Annotated in this window: 18 protein-coding genes; 8 read left to right on the top strand and 10 right to left on the bottom strand. The window is 62.1% G+C overall.

Annotated elements, in window-relative coordinates:
- Genes PXD02_RS01290 through PXD02_RS01275 form a run of 4 tightly spaced genes read right to left on the bottom strand, consistent with a single transcriptional unit; the run spans position 1 to position 1,379 of the window.
- A complete protein-coding gene (locus tag PXD02_RS01290) occupies positions 1-426 on the bottom strand; it encodes a hypothetical protein (protein WP_275105183.1) in 426 nt (141 codons plus the stop codon).
- A 52-nt stretch (positions 427-478) separates the two neighbouring features.
- Complete coding sequence (locus tag PXD02_RS01285; protein WP_275105182.1) at positions 479-835, bottom strand: hypothetical protein; 357 nt, start codon at positions 833-835, stop codon at positions 479-481.
- Positions 832-1,194, bottom strand: coding sequence for a hypothetical protein (locus tag PXD02_RS01280; protein ID WP_275105181.1), 363 nt, complete (start codon positions 1,192-1,194; stop codon positions 832-834). The genes PXD02_RS01285 and PXD02_RS01280 overlap by 4 nt, the downstream gene beginning before the upstream one ends.
- On the bottom strand, positions 1,191-1,379 hold the full coding sequence (locus tag PXD02_RS01275; protein ID WP_275105180.1) for a hypothetical protein: 189 nt from the start codon (positions 1,377-1,379) through the stop codon (positions 1,191-1,193). The genes PXD02_RS01280 and PXD02_RS01275 overlap by 4 nt, the downstream gene beginning before the upstream one ends.
- 90 nt (positions 1,380-1,469) lie before the next feature.
- Here PXD02_RS01275 and PXD02_RS01270 point away from each other — a divergent pair, with 90 nt between their 5' ends.
- From PXD02_RS01270 to PXD02_RS01255, 4 genes are all read left to right on the top strand, one after another.
- Positions 1,470-1,880 (top strand): ribbon-helix-helix protein, CopG family, encoded by a 411-nt coding sequence (locus PXD02_RS01270; protein WP_275105179.1) that lies wholly within the window; start codon positions 1,470-1,472, stop codon positions 1,878-1,880.
- A 266-nt stretch (positions 1,881-2,146) separates the two neighbouring features.
- Complete coding sequence (locus PXD02_RS01265; RefSeq protein ID WP_275105178.1) at positions 2,147-2,698, top strand: Panacea domain-containing protein; 552 nt, start codon at positions 2,147-2,149, stop codon at positions 2,696-2,698.
- Complete coding sequence (locus tag PXD02_RS01260) at positions 2,667-2,981, top strand: hypothetical protein (RefSeq protein WP_275105177.1); 315 nt, start codon at positions 2,667-2,669, stop codon at positions 2,979-2,981. Before PXD02_RS01265 ends, PXD02_RS01260 begins: the two co-directional genes overlap by 32 nt.
- Positions 2,982-3,041: 60 nt before the next feature.
- A protein-coding gene (locus PXD02_RS01255; RefSeq protein ID WP_275103592.1) for an IS5 family transposase occupies positions 3,042-3,829 on the top strand; the annotation gives its coding sequence in 2 pieces (ribosomal slippage) (positions 3,042-3,381 and positions 3,381-3,829; 789 coding nt in all).
- Between the two features lie 95 nt (positions 3,830-3,924).
- On the opposite strand, the gene PXD02_RS01250 is transcribed toward PXD02_RS01255, so the two are convergent.
- The 6 genes from PXD02_RS01250 to PXD02_RS01225 form a co-directional block, all read right to left on the bottom strand.
- Positions 3,925-4,344, bottom strand: coding sequence for a PIN-like domain-containing protein (locus tag PXD02_RS01250; protein WP_275105176.1), 420 nt, complete (start codon positions 4,342-4,344; stop codon positions 3,925-3,927).
- Positions 4,341-5,033, bottom strand: coding sequence for a hypothetical protein (locus tag PXD02_RS01245; RefSeq protein WP_275105175.1), 693 nt, complete (start codon positions 5,031-5,033; stop codon positions 4,341-4,343). The genes PXD02_RS01250 and PXD02_RS01245 overlap by 4 nt, the downstream gene beginning before the upstream one ends.
- A 263-nt stretch (positions 5,034-5,296) precedes the next feature.
- Positions 5,297-6,136 (bottom strand): phage major capsid protein, encoded by an 840-nt coding sequence (locus tag PXD02_RS01240; RefSeq protein WP_275106334.1) that lies wholly within the window; start codon positions 6,134-6,136, stop codon positions 5,297-5,299.
- 78 nt (positions 6,137-6,214) lie between these two features.
- Positions 6,215-6,475: a hypothetical protein gene (locus PXD02_RS01235; protein ID WP_275105174.1), complete on the bottom strand. Its 261-nt coding sequence runs from the start codon at positions 6,473-6,475 to the stop codon at positions 6,215-6,217.
- Positions 6,472-7,149 carry an HK97 family phage prohead protease gene (locus PXD02_RS01230; protein ID WP_275105173.1) on the bottom strand — a complete coding sequence of 226 codons (678 nt, stop codon included), beginning with the start codon at positions 7,147-7,149 and terminating at the stop codon, positions 6,472-6,474. Before PXD02_RS01230 ends, PXD02_RS01235 begins: the two co-directional genes overlap by 4 nt.
- A 346-nt stretch (positions 7,150-7,495) precedes the next feature.
- Positions 7,496-8,350, bottom strand: a complete 855-nt coding sequence (locus PXD02_RS01225; RefSeq protein ID WP_275105172.1) for a helix-turn-helix domain-containing protein — start codon at positions 8,348-8,350, stop codon at positions 7,496-7,498.
- A 213-nt stretch (positions 8,351-8,563) separates the two neighbouring features.
- Here PXD02_RS01225 and PXD02_RS01220 point away from each other — a divergent pair, with 213 nt between their 5' ends.
- From PXD02_RS01220 to PXD02_RS01205, 4 genes are all read left to right on the top strand, one after another.
- Positions 8,564-9,712, top strand: coding sequence for a phosphoserine transaminase (locus PXD02_RS01220; protein WP_275105171.1), 1,149 nt, complete (start codon positions 8,564-8,566; stop codon positions 9,710-9,712).
- A 101-nt stretch (positions 9,713-9,813) separates the two neighbouring features.
- Positions 9,814-11,403: a phosphoglycerate dehydrogenase gene (serA, locus tag PXD02_RS01215; RefSeq protein ID WP_275105170.1), complete on the top strand. Its 1,590-nt coding sequence runs from the start codon at positions 9,814-9,816 to the stop codon at positions 11,401-11,403.
- 57 nt (positions 11,404-11,460) lie between these two features.
- Positions 11,461-12,198, top strand: a complete 738-nt coding sequence (locus PXD02_RS01210) for a metallophosphoesterase (protein WP_275105169.1) — start codon at positions 11,461-11,463, stop codon at positions 12,196-12,198.
- On the top strand, positions 12,189-12,653 hold the full coding sequence (locus tag PXD02_RS01205; RefSeq protein ID WP_275105168.1) for a CreA family protein: 465 nt from the start codon (positions 12,189-12,191) through the stop codon (positions 12,651-12,653). The genes PXD02_RS01210 and PXD02_RS01205 overlap by 10 nt, the downstream gene beginning before the upstream one ends.
- Positions 12,654-12,744: the final 91 nt, after the last annotated feature.

The raw sequence follows: 12,744 nt of genomic DNA, 5'->3' as shown, positions 1-12,744 counted from the left end.
TTAGACCTCGCCCAGCTCACGGAACAGCGCATCAACACGGTCCACAATCTGCCGCTGCGGAATAGCAACCACAGCACCCGTGGTTGACTTCGCGGCCATATCCTTAAGCGTCTCGGTCGTTGGATCGTTGGTCGCGACGCCCGTAGAGAAGTCGCCAGCCGGGAAAACCACCCAGTCTCGCACATCCCCTACTTTGCTGCTGCGGATCAGCGCATTTGCCAGGGCGATGGCCGACTTCGGCGGCATTCCGCTTCTGACAAATGCGGCCGTTCCCGCCAGTTCGAGCACGTTATCGCGGCTGTATTCCTGGGCGCGGCCCGCGACGGTCGGCTTATACTCCGTCAGCAACCCGACGCGCTTCCGCCAGTTGTCTGCATCATGCCTCGATATGCCCAACTTTTCCGAAAAGTCTGTGATAACCAGCATCAAAACCTCCATCAGTGATGCACACTCTAGCGGCACACCTTAGCTGCGTCAACTACCGAGGTTCAGAGACCCATTGCATAGCCTCCCGCAAGATTGTCGCGGATAGCCGGCCGTTGTCGTCTGCAAAGTGCCGCCCGCCAAAGGTGAATGCAGTCAGCTTGGCACAGACATCTGCCGCATCTAGCGCCGAGGTCGCGACCATTCTCTCGACCAGGTCCTGGACCTCCGCATGAAATGGCGCCAACCGTTCATCTGACCAGCCACGCGTCCCAGGCCCTTCAACGAAAGCATGGACCGCCTGCCATTGGCGAAACAGTGCCATCACCGGGCTTTGCGTTTCCTGCGCCTGCGCGCCGCTGACACTCAGCACGGCGGCAGGGAAGCCCGCCAGAACCGCACGCCGGTTCATGATGCCACCATGAAGCCGGGGACACCGATAAGCGCGCGGGCTTCGTCCCACAGCCCTTTGTCCTGGTCCTCGCCCATGCTCAGCATTCCAAAATCCGCGATGGCCGAAACCTTGGCAGTCCAGTCAAGCGGAGTTGTTGCGGGCGCCGCCCGCAGCTCGTCCTCTTTCGCACTCACGCGAGCCGTGGCGGCATCCTTGGCGGTGACGCCAGCGCCGATGTCATATAGACGCTGTTCCTCGATCCGCAGCATCTGCCATTCACGGAACAGCTTCATGATCGGGGTAGCTTCGGGAACCGCAGCGAAGCCGGGCGCAGCAACGACAGTCGGCGCGGCCACAAGGAAGGCGCGGCGGTTCATTGGGGCACCCCCATCAGGCGTTCCGTGCGGCGCAGGGCAGAGCGGACATAGGACCGCGCCTCGCGCTCGGCTTGGGTATAGCTGTGCGGCCGCTCCGAGGCGTCCAGCGCCAGCGTCAGGGCGTCATGGATTTCGGCAAGGGTTTCCACGGGCAAGCCGGGGGTGATATGGCAATGCATAGCCATTCTCGATCTCCCATAAGATCGGGTTTCGGTTAGGGTCGAAGGCGAGGTGCAACTTTCCTTCGGCCCGCTTACTGTGGTACCAGCGTTGATATGGTCGAGCAAGAAAAAACTGTGCATCCACGGAAAGGGAAACGCGGCCCTGCCCCCACGGGCAAGGGAACGCCCATCCAAGTACGTTTACAACCCGACCTACTGGCGCAGATCGACGCCGAACGCGCCAAGCTGGACCCTGAACCCACCCGGCCCGAGTTCATCCGCCAGGTGCTTGAAGAACGCATGAGCATCGTAGTCGAGCCGTTGCCGCCTTCGGCCGAGACGCCCGAGACCGCGCCGACCTGGATCCGCGAAGCCGCCGCCCGCTTCCTGCTGCTGGGCGCCCGCCTGATCCGAGGCCGCAAATCGAACGCCGCACGCCTTGCCCAAGCGGCCTTCTATGAGCAGCTGGCCGAGATTGCCCGCAGCGGTCACGTATCAACGAAACTGCCCCCCGCCCGCGACTGATCTGGCACACATCATCGGCCCGGCTGCACCCAGCACAGGCAGGGCAAACCGGCGGGCCAGAAGTGTAACGCTGCCAAATTGCATTTCCTGCTACAGTAACAGCCGCAGCGCCCGCCTCTTGACCTCACCAGATCAAGGTGTGTGACTCGCAGAGGTTCTTCCTCGCCAACCTGTCAATATTTTTCTATGGCTTCGCGCCGTTTCATGGAATATTGACAGTCGCGACCTATATATGCCTAGGAACGAACGAAGGAGGAACGTCTGTCATGCCAGTCCCGTTCACTCCGCTCGCAGTAGCGAACGCATTTATCACCGAGTATGCCAAGGGCGTCGGCATTGAGCATATGAAGCTTCAAAAGCTGGTCTACTGCTCTTACGGGTGGTGGCTACAGCAGTATGGCCTTAAAGGCCTTAGACTGACGACCGAAGGCCCTGAAATTTGGCGGCATGGCCCAGTATTTTCAAGCCTTTACAAAACCTTGAAGGTGTTCGGGCGTGCTCCAATACTTACGCCACAGTCTTCTGGCCCTTTTGCAGCACCAGATGCGATTGATGATGTCAACGTAGAATCCTTGATCCACTGGATCTGGAGTCGCTACGGCCACATGTCCAGCTTTGCACTGTCGGACCTGACACACAAACAGGGAACACCTTGGTATCGTGTGGCCATGGACCACAACTTTTCTGTACCCTTCCACACGAATATTCCCGATGAGTATATCTTTGAAGAGTTTACGAAACTTGCTAACAATACAGGGCAGGCGTCGCTGGTAGCACAGGCAGAGAATGAGCGAGGAAGACCAACGATTCGAAATTGACCGGAAGCCGAGTCCCACTGCCGAAGCTGAGTCATTCGAATCTCCGGACGAGCGAAGAGACGCACGCGCCAAAGGCCATGAATTGCAGCTCTTGCTGGTCCAACAGGGACCGGTCGGCCGACTTATTGGATGCTCTGACCCGTCACTGACTATTGCACTGATCTTGTTGGTTTTTCTATTTGTTCTGCTCATAGGCGCCATGATTGGCAGCTACGCAGCACCGACAGTTTTCGGCGATCACGTTGGAAAGTTGATTACAGCCATTCTTACCATCGCAGGCTAGGCCGTGTTGACAAAAGGGATTCACAGGACGTGCTGAACGTGATTCAAGCTGGTATCTGCGATGGAGACCAGCTTGGCACGAGACCTGATGTCTGACGAGGAATGGGCGTTTCACGAACGCTTCATTCTGGCCGTCCGCGCACCGAACGGGCGCAAACCCATGAACCATCGTCTTGTTCTGGATGGGATTTTCTGGATAGCCCGCACAGGTTCGCCGTGGCGTGACCTGCCGGAAGAGTTCGGCAAGTGGTCGTCGGTCTACCGCCAGTTCCGGCGCTGGACCCTGGCCGGGCTGTGGGAAGGGATACTGGAGGCCCTGAACGAGAGCGGGGTGGTTCCAGCGGCCTTGCAGATGATCGACAGCACCGTGGTCCGCGCCCATCATCAGGCAGCGGGCGCTAAAGGGGGACTCCGCGACAGGGTTTTGGCCGTTCGCGAGGTGGCTTCACGACAAAGATCCACCTCCGCGTCAATGGCGCAGGCCTGCCCATGAGGTCGGACATCACGCCGGGCCAGACATCGGACTATCTGGGCTTTGACCTCATCATGGACGACAACCTGCCAGAGCCCTCCGTCCTGCTGGCGGATCGCGGCTATGACTCTGACAGGGTTCGAGAAACCATGGAGGCGCGCAACGTCGTGCCGGTGATCCCGATGCGAAAGTCCCGCAAGCTGCGCGTGGCCGTGGACCGAACCCTTTACCGGCTGCGCAACCTCGTCGAGCGCTGCTTCAACAAGCTCAAGAATGCCCGCCGCGTCGCCACCCGCTACGACAAAACCGCAGAGAGCTTCCTGGGCTTCATCGACATCACCTCGATCCGCATCTGGCTCCGCCATTTGTCAACATGACCTAGGTAATGGGTAAATCGCAAAGCGGTAAAGAATAAGGATGGCACAAGTTAATAGATAAACCGTAGCTATTCATTCCAATTTTGAGACTTCTCCTAAAGAGGAAGCGGCCGCAGCTTAGCCCCGATCTTCACAGGTATCTCGTGCATGGTCGGAGCAGATAGAAGATCCGTGACCTTTACCAACTCTGGCCAGCGCCAGATCAACAGAGCCGCCACCTGGTTAAATGGCGTCTTCTGATAGGCAGGCGTGAGGACGAAGCCATGAAGCCCGGCAGTTCGCAGGGCTGCACGCTCGGCCGGGTTCTTCATCACACGCCCATCCCCGGTGATGAATATCCAGACATCCCGGCTTTGGCGCAAGAACTCGATCCATTCCAAGTCCTTCGACTTACGCCCGTTCGGCAACGCAGCAACGTCTCGGATATGATGGGCAGAATGGCCGTCGCCCTGAATGAACGCGTTCAGCGTCTCGGCATAGACCGGCGCAAGGCAGTTATCGAAGAAAACCTTCACGCGGCTAGCCGTTGCTCCAGAGAAGCTTCGAAATCCAGTGCGTGGCGCACTGAAACCTCGGACACGTCATAAGCCGCCGCCGTTGCCTTAATCCCGTGTTCACGGGCAACATTCGCCAGTACCGCAGTCGGAACATGCGATTCCGCATCTATCGGTGCGCCGAAAGCATGATCGGGCGAAACCACAACACGGACGCGCCGCCCCTCTGGCCACCAGGCGAACGGGTTTCCGTCATCTCCAAAGTCCACCGTCTTGAGGATAGGTTCGATGATACCGCTGAACTCATACTGGCGCTTGAACAGATTCAGCAGCCGCTCACGCTCGGCACCGTCTTCGTCGGTTTCAATGACGTGCAGGAAAATCTCGCGACCGTCGGTGCGGAAGCGGTTGGTCGAAAGCGGATGCTGCTGGGCAATGATCTCTTGCGCCTGGACGATGGCAGACCGGACCCGCTGCGGCGACACGCCGTGCTGGATGAAAGCGGCCGCCACCCGGACCTCCATCAGATCACGGAAGCCGAGGAACACCTTGCCGTCGCCCAGGCTGACCTCGGGCGTCCAGAGCGGGTCGTATGGCTTGCCCTTCACCTGATGACCGCGCAGCCAACGGGTGATCTTCGCAGGCGAGACATGAAGAAGCCGCCCGGCCTCGGCGGGCGTGTACAATCCCACGCCGATCAGATCATCCATGGCACACCCTTCCGAAGCGGTAAGCGGTTCTTACTGCTTACCACAACATAACCGTCGCGATTCCGCGCGACTAGCTGCCATTTCGGAAATCTTACTGCGGCCCGCCGCTAGGTGAAACGGCCAGCCCCGGCGTTCGCCGTGCTGGCCTGCGCCGCGCCCCGGAGGTTCCGATGGGGCCGCGCCTTGTCGGGGTTTACCCACTCACCGACTGACGGGGGCGTTTGGCAGCGACGGACGCTGCCCGGCTGCCCTGCCGTTTCTTATTAAAACTGGCCGTACGTGAGCGCCGTAGGCTGCTTGACGGCAAGGCCCAGGCGCTCCTCTGCAAGGATGGCGACCTTGTTCGACGTGAAGAAGTCTTCATGGTGGCTGCTGACCTCCACGCGGGCCTGCCAACGGTCATAGACCGTTGCCGCCATCTGAAAGTTGCCGACCAGGAAAGACCCTGCCGCGATGGCCTTGGTCGCGACCACGGGCAGGCCGAACAACACCGGCTCCACCGCGGCGCCAGGCGCGCCCAGGATGTACTTGCCATCCCCATCCTTCAGCATCCTCATGCGCATCCAATCCGAAGGGTGGACCACGATGCCATCGGCCGGGAAATCGGCCAGGGCATTCTGAAGGATGGCCGCGCCCAGAATGTCGATCTGCGTCGGTTCGGCAAGGGCCTGCGGATCGGCAAAGGCTGTCGCGCTCGGGATCAGGCCGTGCAGGTTGGACCCGATGCCGTTGCCGTTCAGAATTTGCGCTTCCTCGGCCTCCATCAGCCCGTAGCGCAGTTCACCATCAACCAGGTCACGCAGTTGCGGCAGGTCATCGAGAACCTGCCGCGAGGCGGCAATCCAGTGCGCGATCACCTGCGTCGGCACCGTGCGCAGCACAAAGGTCATCGAGCTTTCGGGCTTGGCCGCACCTTCCGCTACGGTCGCGGCCGCATTCGGGCGCGAAGTCTGGGCCGCGAATTCGATCAGGTTGGTCGAAACTTCAACGGCCGGGATCAGGTCGCGGATAGTCATGCGGCGCCTGGGCAGGGCGCTGACCACATCACGCGTTGCAGCGCCCAGGCTGCCACTGCTGGCCGGATCGTTGGTAAAGGCCTTCACGTCCAAGCGGAAGCGGCCAGGGCGGCTGGTTTCCTCCGAAAACGACTTGAGGCCGTCTGCCTGGACGAACTGCTGTCCCTAGGTGGCAGCCTCATCGCGGAAGATGCCGAAGCCCCCACCAGCCATGCGGGCCGATTTCTGCGCCAGCTCGATCAGCGACCCGTTCAGTTCCGCGACCTTTTCCTCTGTCTGTTGCATCCGCTTGATGCTGGCGTCGGCCATATCGGCCAGCTTGCGGGACAGGATCTCAATTCCGTCGCCAGCATCCTTGTGCCGCAAGTGCTGCCCGGCGGCAAGGATGGCGCGGGCCGAGGCGGTCAGGTTCATATCATGTTTCATTTCTGGTTTCCGATTTGCTTGGTGATGCGGTCGATCTGATCCGCAAGTTTGGTGACGTGATCCGCCGACACCCCATCTCCGGCCAACGCCGGGAACCCGCCCGCGGCGAAGCGCTGCGCTGCCGCCTTAGACAGCCCCGACTCCCGCAGGAAGGCGATAGCCTCGGCCTTCGATGCCAGTTGCTTGACTTGGGTGATGCGCGCGCGCGCGTTGGCGGGAACCGACACAAGACTGATTTCGACCAGATCGAGATCGTCTAGCGCGAAGGCGCCCTTGCCCAGGTAACTCCGGCCATTTTCGGGCGTGACGTAGCCGATGCTGAAACTCGCAACATCTCCGGCACTGACATGAGCAAAGGCCTCGCGGCCCCGGTCCGTCTTGAGGTTGATCTGACCGGACACGAACAAGCCGGTACTGTCTTCCTCTATCGTCAGCCATTTGCCGATGGGCGCTTCCAGCTGATGCGACCACAGCATGGCCGGAGCAGTCTTTTCTGCCCGGTGTTCGCGCAGGGTGCGCGTGAACGCGCCAGGCGAAACGATGTCGCCGTGCCGGTCAGGTTCACCGCCAAAGGTCGAGGCGTAACCCTCGATCCTGCCGTTGCCTTCGGCTTTCACCTCGAAATCGAGTGCCGGGGCCACGCGCAAGTCCTGCTGATACTTGTGGAATGTCATGGGATCACCTTCAGACATTGAGAAACGGCAGGCAGAATTTGCCCGCTGTGAACCTCGCGCCCGGTTTGGTGGCCGGTGCTGTCGAAGGTGGAAAGTCGGTTTGCGCTCCGCATGACGGTAGCGGCCCGATCAGTCCAACTGCAGCATACCGCAAGGCAAGAATCATCGGCAAGAGGCGCATTCTCCATGCCTCTGAAAATCTTCACTGCCCCCTCAATGCTTGGGCTTTTCCTATCCAATTTCGACTTTGCGCACAGAAACTGTCCACGCCGGTCCCCAGCGATAGAGGCTTTTGACTTTCCAATACCCCCCGGCCCTAGACCGGCCAGCGCAAGATGCCCGACCATCAGACGTTCACCCCGATGCGTCGCAGGTCGCTGGACGTGACCAACCCAGCGCTAAGCATTTCGCGCGCCTCGCCAGGATTGAACGCGCTAGGCGGCACATACCCTCTCGCGTTGATAGTTTTGGCCCATAGGATAGTGTTCGGCCTCACTGGCCCAGGATGGCGGCGCAACGCATCATCGAAATCTTTCCATCGCTGATCCGACAACCAAGCATCCGAACGAACGCGGTACTGACTTTCCGTCCCAGCGCAGACAACCGCATATCGCGATGCCGCTTCAATGATGCGCTCGACCTCGGCACCGCCCTTCTTCGCAGCCTGCCACGCCTGCCACGTGCGATCTCGGCTGCTGGGTCGTGGGTGCGCCTGCCAGAAGCGTTGGAAATCCTCATCGCCCTCATCGCTGACCAGCTGCGCCGTCCCTCGCGGCTGTGCGCGCGAAGGTTCTCTTAAGGGTTCTCTGACAGAGTTAGTGTCCGGATTCCGGACACGGCTTTCTGCATTTTCCGGACACGGCTCGGCACCTTTTCCGGACACGGCTCCATGTCCGGATTCCGGACACGGGCTGTCTGCCACGAAGCCTTCCTCGAACGCGAGCAGGTAACGGGTAGATTCCTGACGGCGGGTCTGGGCGTTCACCCGACGCTCACGGCGAATCAACCCCATCGATTCGAGAATGTTTAGATGCTCGTTCACGGTGGATCGCGACATCTCGCAGTCATGGGCGAGACGCTCCTGCGACGGAAAGCAGCCGAAGTCTGGATTGTGCCGGTCGGCCAGGTGCCACAGGACGATCTTCGTTGCAGGTTTCAGGCCGCGCTGCTTGACCGCCCAATGGGTTGCATCGTTGCTCATGCCACTGCCCCCGCAAGAACGGGATAGAAACATTCTGTGCGGATTTTGTGCGAATTCTCTCTAGCAGTTCCGGTATCGTTCCGCACCGCGCTGCACGAACCAGCACACCGCAACACGCAATCGTCTTTTTCTATTGCAGTATTTTTAGGGTCCAAGTATTCCCGGCGGCGGGACACCCTTCCCCAACGAAGGGCTTTTAGCTGGAAGGCTGACATGAAGGATCTGACGATCCCGGTTGCGCGCCCGGTCAATCCGCGCTTCTCCTCTGGCCCCTGCGCCAAGATCCCCCATTACAAACTGGACATGCTTTCGGACGCCCCGCTGGGCCGCTCGCACCGTGCCGCCATCGGCAAGGCGAAGCTGGCCGAGGCGATCGACCTCACCCGCGAGGTTCTGGGCGTTCCCGCCGATTACCGCATCGGCATCGTCCCCGGTTCCGACACCGGCGCGGTCGAGATGGCGATGTGGTCCCTGCTGGGCGCCCGTCCGGTCGAGGTGCTGGCCTGGGAAAGCTTCGGCGAAGGCTGGGTCACGGATGCCATCAAGCAGCTGAAGCTGGACGCCACGGTGCGCAAGGCCGATTACGGCAAGATCGTGGATTTCGCCGAGGTCGATTTCGCGCGTGACGTGGTCTTCACCTGGAACGGCACCACCAGCGGCGTGCGCGTGCCGAATGGCGATGCGATCCCCGCCGACCGTGAGGGCCTGACCATCTGCGACGCGACCAGCGCCGCTTTCGCGATGGACCTGCCTTTCGACAAGCTGGATGTGGTGACCTTCAGCTGGCAGAAGGTGCTGGGTGGCGAGGGCGCGCATGGGATGCTGATCCTGTCCCCTCGCGCCGTGGAACGCCTGGAAACCTATCTCCCCGCCTGGCCGCTGCCGAAGATCTTCCGCATGACCAAGGGCGGCAAGCTGATCGAGGGCATCTTCAAGGGCGAGACGATCAACACGCCCTCGATGCTGGCGGTCGAGGATTACCTGGTCGCGCTGAAATGGGCCCAGAAAATCGGCGGCGTGAAGGCGCTGATCGCGCGGGCCGATGCCAATGCCGCCGCCGTGCGCGACTTCATCGCCGGCAAGGACTGGATCGCCGATCTGGCCGAGGATCCGGCCACCGCGTCCAACACCAGCGTCTGCCTGCGCTTCACCGATCCGGCCATCAAGGACGGCGCCGCCTTCGCCAAGGCCGTGGCCAAGCGGCTTGAGAAGGAAGGCGTGGCGCTGGATGCGGGCGCCTATCGTGACGCCCCGGCGGGGCTGCGGATCTGGTGCGGATCGACGGTCGAAACCAGCGATGTCGCGGCGCTGATGCCCTGGATCGAATGGGCCTATCGCGCGGAACTGGCCGCGCAAGCGTAAGCAAAGCCGGGGGCCAGCCCCCGGACCCGCGGGATATTTAAACCAAAGTGAAATGGCATCCGAGAGGCTGTGCCCGGATGCCGCATGAAAGGATGAACGACATGCCGAAGGTTCTCGTGTCCGACAAGCTGTCGGAAACCGCCGTCCAGATCTTCCGCGACCGCGGGGTCGAGGTGGATTACCTGCCCGAGCTGGGCAAGGACAAGGACAAGCTGGCCGAGGTGATCGGGCAGTATGACGGGCTGGCGATCCGGTCCGCGACGAAGGTGACCGAAAAGCTGTTGCAGAACGCCGCCAACCTCAAGGTGATCGGCCGCGCCGGGATCGGGGTGGACAATGTGGACATTCCGGCGGCGTCCAAGAAGGGCGTGATCGTGATGAACACGCCCTTCGGCAACAGCGTCACCACCGCCGAACATGCCATCGCCATGATGTTCGCCGTGGCGCGCCAACTGCCCGAGGCGAGCGCCAGCACCCATGCGGGCAAGTGGGAAAAGAACCGCTTCATGGGGGTCGAGCTGTTCAACAAGACCCTGGGCGTGATCGGCGCGGGCAATATCGGGTCCATCGTCATCGACCGCGCCCTGGGGTTGCACATGAAGGTGCTGGCCTATGATCCGTTCCTGTCCGAGGATCGCGCGAAAGAACTCGGCGTGACCAAGGTCGAGCTGGACGACCTGCTGGCGCGCGCCGATTTCATCACCTTCCACGTGCCGCTGACCGAGAAGACCCGCAACATCCTGTCACGCGAGGCGATTGCGAAACTGAAGCCGGGCGTGCGGATCATCAACTGCGCGCGCGGCGGCCTGGTCGATGAGGAGGCCCTGGCCGAGGCGCTGAAGGACGGCCGCGTCGCGGGCGCCGCCTTCGACGTGTTCGCCGTGGAACCCGCCACCGACAGCCCGCTGTTCAACCTGCCGAACGTGGTCGTGACCCCGCATCTGGGCGCATCCACGACCGAGGCGCAGGAGAACGTGGCCCTGCAAGTGGCCGAGCAGATGTCGGATTACCTGCTGACCGGGGCGGTGCAGAACGCGCTGAACATGCCCTCGGTCACGGCCGAGGAAGCCACCGTCATGGGGCCCTGGATCAAGCTGGCGGGCCATCTGGGCGCCTTCGTGGGCCAGATGACCGACGAGCCGATCAAGGCGATCAACGTGCTGTATGACGGCGTGGCCTCGACCATGAACCTGAACGCGCTGAACGCGGCGGTGATCGCGGGGGTGATGAAGGCCACCAACCCGGACGTGAACATGGTCTCGGCCCCGGTCATGGCCAAGGAACGCGGCGTGCAGGTGGCCACCACCACCCAGGACAAGGCGGGCGTGTTCGAGGGCTATATCAAGCTGACCGTCGTCACCGACACGCGCGAGCGGTCGGTCGCGGGCACGGTCTTCAGCGACGGCAAGCCGCGCTTCATCCAGATTCGCGGCATCACTGTCGATGCCGAGGTCGGGCAGCACATGCTCTATACCCGCAACAAGGACGTGCCGGGCGTGATCGGCGCGCTTGGCACGACGCTGGGCGATCTGGGCGTGAACATCGCCAACTTCACCCTGGGCCGGTCGGCCGAGGGGAACGACGCCATCGCCATCCTGTACCTGGACGAGGCGATCAGCGACGCGGCCCTGGCGGCGTTGCAGGCCACCGGCAAGTTCCTGCAAGCCCGCCGGTTGCAGTTCGAGGTTTGACGATCCCGCCGCGCCCCCTTACGCAGGGGACGCGGCTTTTCTTGCGACGGGGCGGTGATGCGGATTTATGTCATTGGCGATGTCCACGGGCATCTGGACCAGCTGAAGGCCGCGCATGACCGCATCTTCCGCGACGGCGGCCGGGACGCGGTGATCGCCCATGTGGGCGACCTGATCGACCGGGGGCCGGATTCGCGCGGCGTCGTCGACCATCTGATGACCGGCCAGGCGCAGGGACGGCCCTGGATCGTCACGCGCGGCAATCACGACCGCTTCCTGCCGCAATACCTCTCGCAGCCGGACTGGGTGGATCCGGGGCTCAGTTCGAAACTGCACTGGACGCTGCATTCCGGCCTGGGCGCGCCGGAAACGCTGCGGTCCTATGGGGTCGATCCCGCCCTACCGCCCCAGCGGATGCTGGCCGAGGCCAAGCGCGCCGTGCCCGCCGCCCACACGGCCTTCCTGGCCTCGCTGCCGCTTTATTTCCTGCATCCGCTGGCCCTGGTCGTTCATGCGGGCGTCCGCCCCGGCGTCGATCTGCAAGACCAGGCCGAGGAGGATCTGGTCTGGATCCGGCAGGGTTTCCTGAACAGCCCCGTGGATCACGGGCCGCTGGTCGTCCATGGCCATACCGCGATCCAGACCGCCACCCATTACGGTAACCGCCTGAACGTCGACGGGGGCGCGGCCTATGGCCGTCCGCTCTGCGCGGTGGTCGTCGAACGGGGCGCGGTTCATCTGCTGACCGATGACGGCCGTGTGCCGCTGGAACCACAGGATTTGCCGTGCGACTGATCGCCCTTGCCCTGCTGATCGCACCCGCCCTGGCCCAGGCCGAGGAGATCGCCAAGATCGGCGTCGATTGGGTCGGCAACGATATCGTGATCGAATCGGTGGCCGACCCGGCGGTCGGCGGCGTCACCTGCCACCTGGCCTATTTCGAACGATCCGTGCTGGACCGGCTCAGCCAGGGAAACTGGTTCGAGGATCCGTCGAACAGCGCCATCCAGTGCAGCCGAACCGGCGCTGTGGATGTCAGCGGCCTGCGCCCCGGCCGCCCCGAGGATGTGTTCAGCGAAGGCCGGTCGCTTTTGTTCAAGTCGCTGCGCGTCAAGCGCATCTATGACGCGGAAAACCGGGTTCTGGTCTATCTGGCCCATGCCAGCGAATTGACCGAAGGGTCGGCCAAGATGGCGATGTCGACCGTGCCGCTGCTGCCCGAGGATGGGGCGGACGCGCCCGCCCGATAGGGCCGGGCCTGTGGCGGACTTGCCCCACGGCATCGTGCAAATGCTGGCGATCCGATGGACAGAATCGTCGTATCGGATTAAAACGCCCGGC

This window comes from Paracoccus sp. S3-43, assembly GCF_029027965.1.
GTDB lineage: Bacteria > Pseudomonadota > Alphaproteobacteria > Rhodobacterales > Rhodobacteraceae > Paracoccus.
This window is presented reverse-complemented; position numbering and strand designations above follow the sequence as displayed.

Bases quoted from the DNA above. Each gene is read 5' to 3' on its own strand.
- PXD02_RS01230 (WP_275105173.1), bottom strand. From the start codon at position 7,149: ATGACATTCCACAAGTATCAGCAGGACTTGCGCGTGGCCCCGGCACTC.
- PXD02_RS01285 (WP_275105182.1), bottom strand. From the start codon at position 835: ATGAACCGGCGTGCGGTTCTGGCGGGCTTCCCTGCCGCCGTGCTGAGT.
- PXD02_RS01270 (WP_275105179.1), top strand. From the start codon at position 1,470: ATGGTCGAGCAAGAAAAAACTGTGCATCCACGGAAAGGGAAACGCGGC.
- PXD02_RS01235 (WP_275105174.1), bottom strand. From the start codon at position 6,475: ATGAAACATGATATGAACCTGACCGCCTCGGCCCGCGCCATCCTTGCC.
- PXD02_RS01220 (WP_275105171.1), top strand. From the start codon at position 8,564: ATGAAGGATCTGACGATCCCGGTTGCGCGCCCGGTCAATCCGCGCTTC.
- PXD02_RS01280 (WP_275105181.1), bottom strand. From the start codon at position 1,194: ATGAACCGCCGCGCCTTCCTTGTGGCCGCGCCGACTGTCGTTGCTGCG.
- PXD02_RS01275 (WP_275105180.1), bottom strand. From the start codon at position 1,379: ATGGCTATGCATTGCCATATCACCCCCGGCTTGCCCGTGGAAACCCTT.
- PXD02_RS01290 (WP_275105183.1), bottom strand. From the start codon at position 426: ATGCTGGTTATCACAGACTTTTCGGAAAAGTTGGGCATATCGAGGCAT.
- PXD02_RS01225 (WP_275105172.1), bottom strand. From the start codon at position 8,350: ATGAGCAACGATGCAACCCATTGGGCGGTCAAGCAGCGCGGCCTGAAA.
- serA (WP_275105170.1), top strand. From the start codon at position 9,814: ATGCCGAAGGTTCTCGTGTCCGACAAGCTGTCGGAAACCGCCGTCCAG.
- PXD02_RS01245 (WP_275105175.1), bottom strand. From the start codon at position 5,033: ATGGATGATCTGATCGGCGTGGGATTGTACACGCCCGCCGAGGCCGGG.
- PXD02_RS01260 (WP_275105177.1), top strand. From the start codon at position 2,667: ATGAGCGAGGAAGACCAACGATTCGAAATTGACCGGAAGCCGAGTCCC.
- PXD02_RS01265 (WP_275105178.1), top strand. From the start codon at position 2,147: ATGCCAGTCCCGTTCACTCCGCTCGCAGTAGCGAACGCATTTATCACC.
- PXD02_RS01210 (WP_275105169.1), top strand. From the start codon at position 11,461: ATGCGGATTTATGTCATTGGCGATGTCCACGGGCATCTGGACCAGCTG.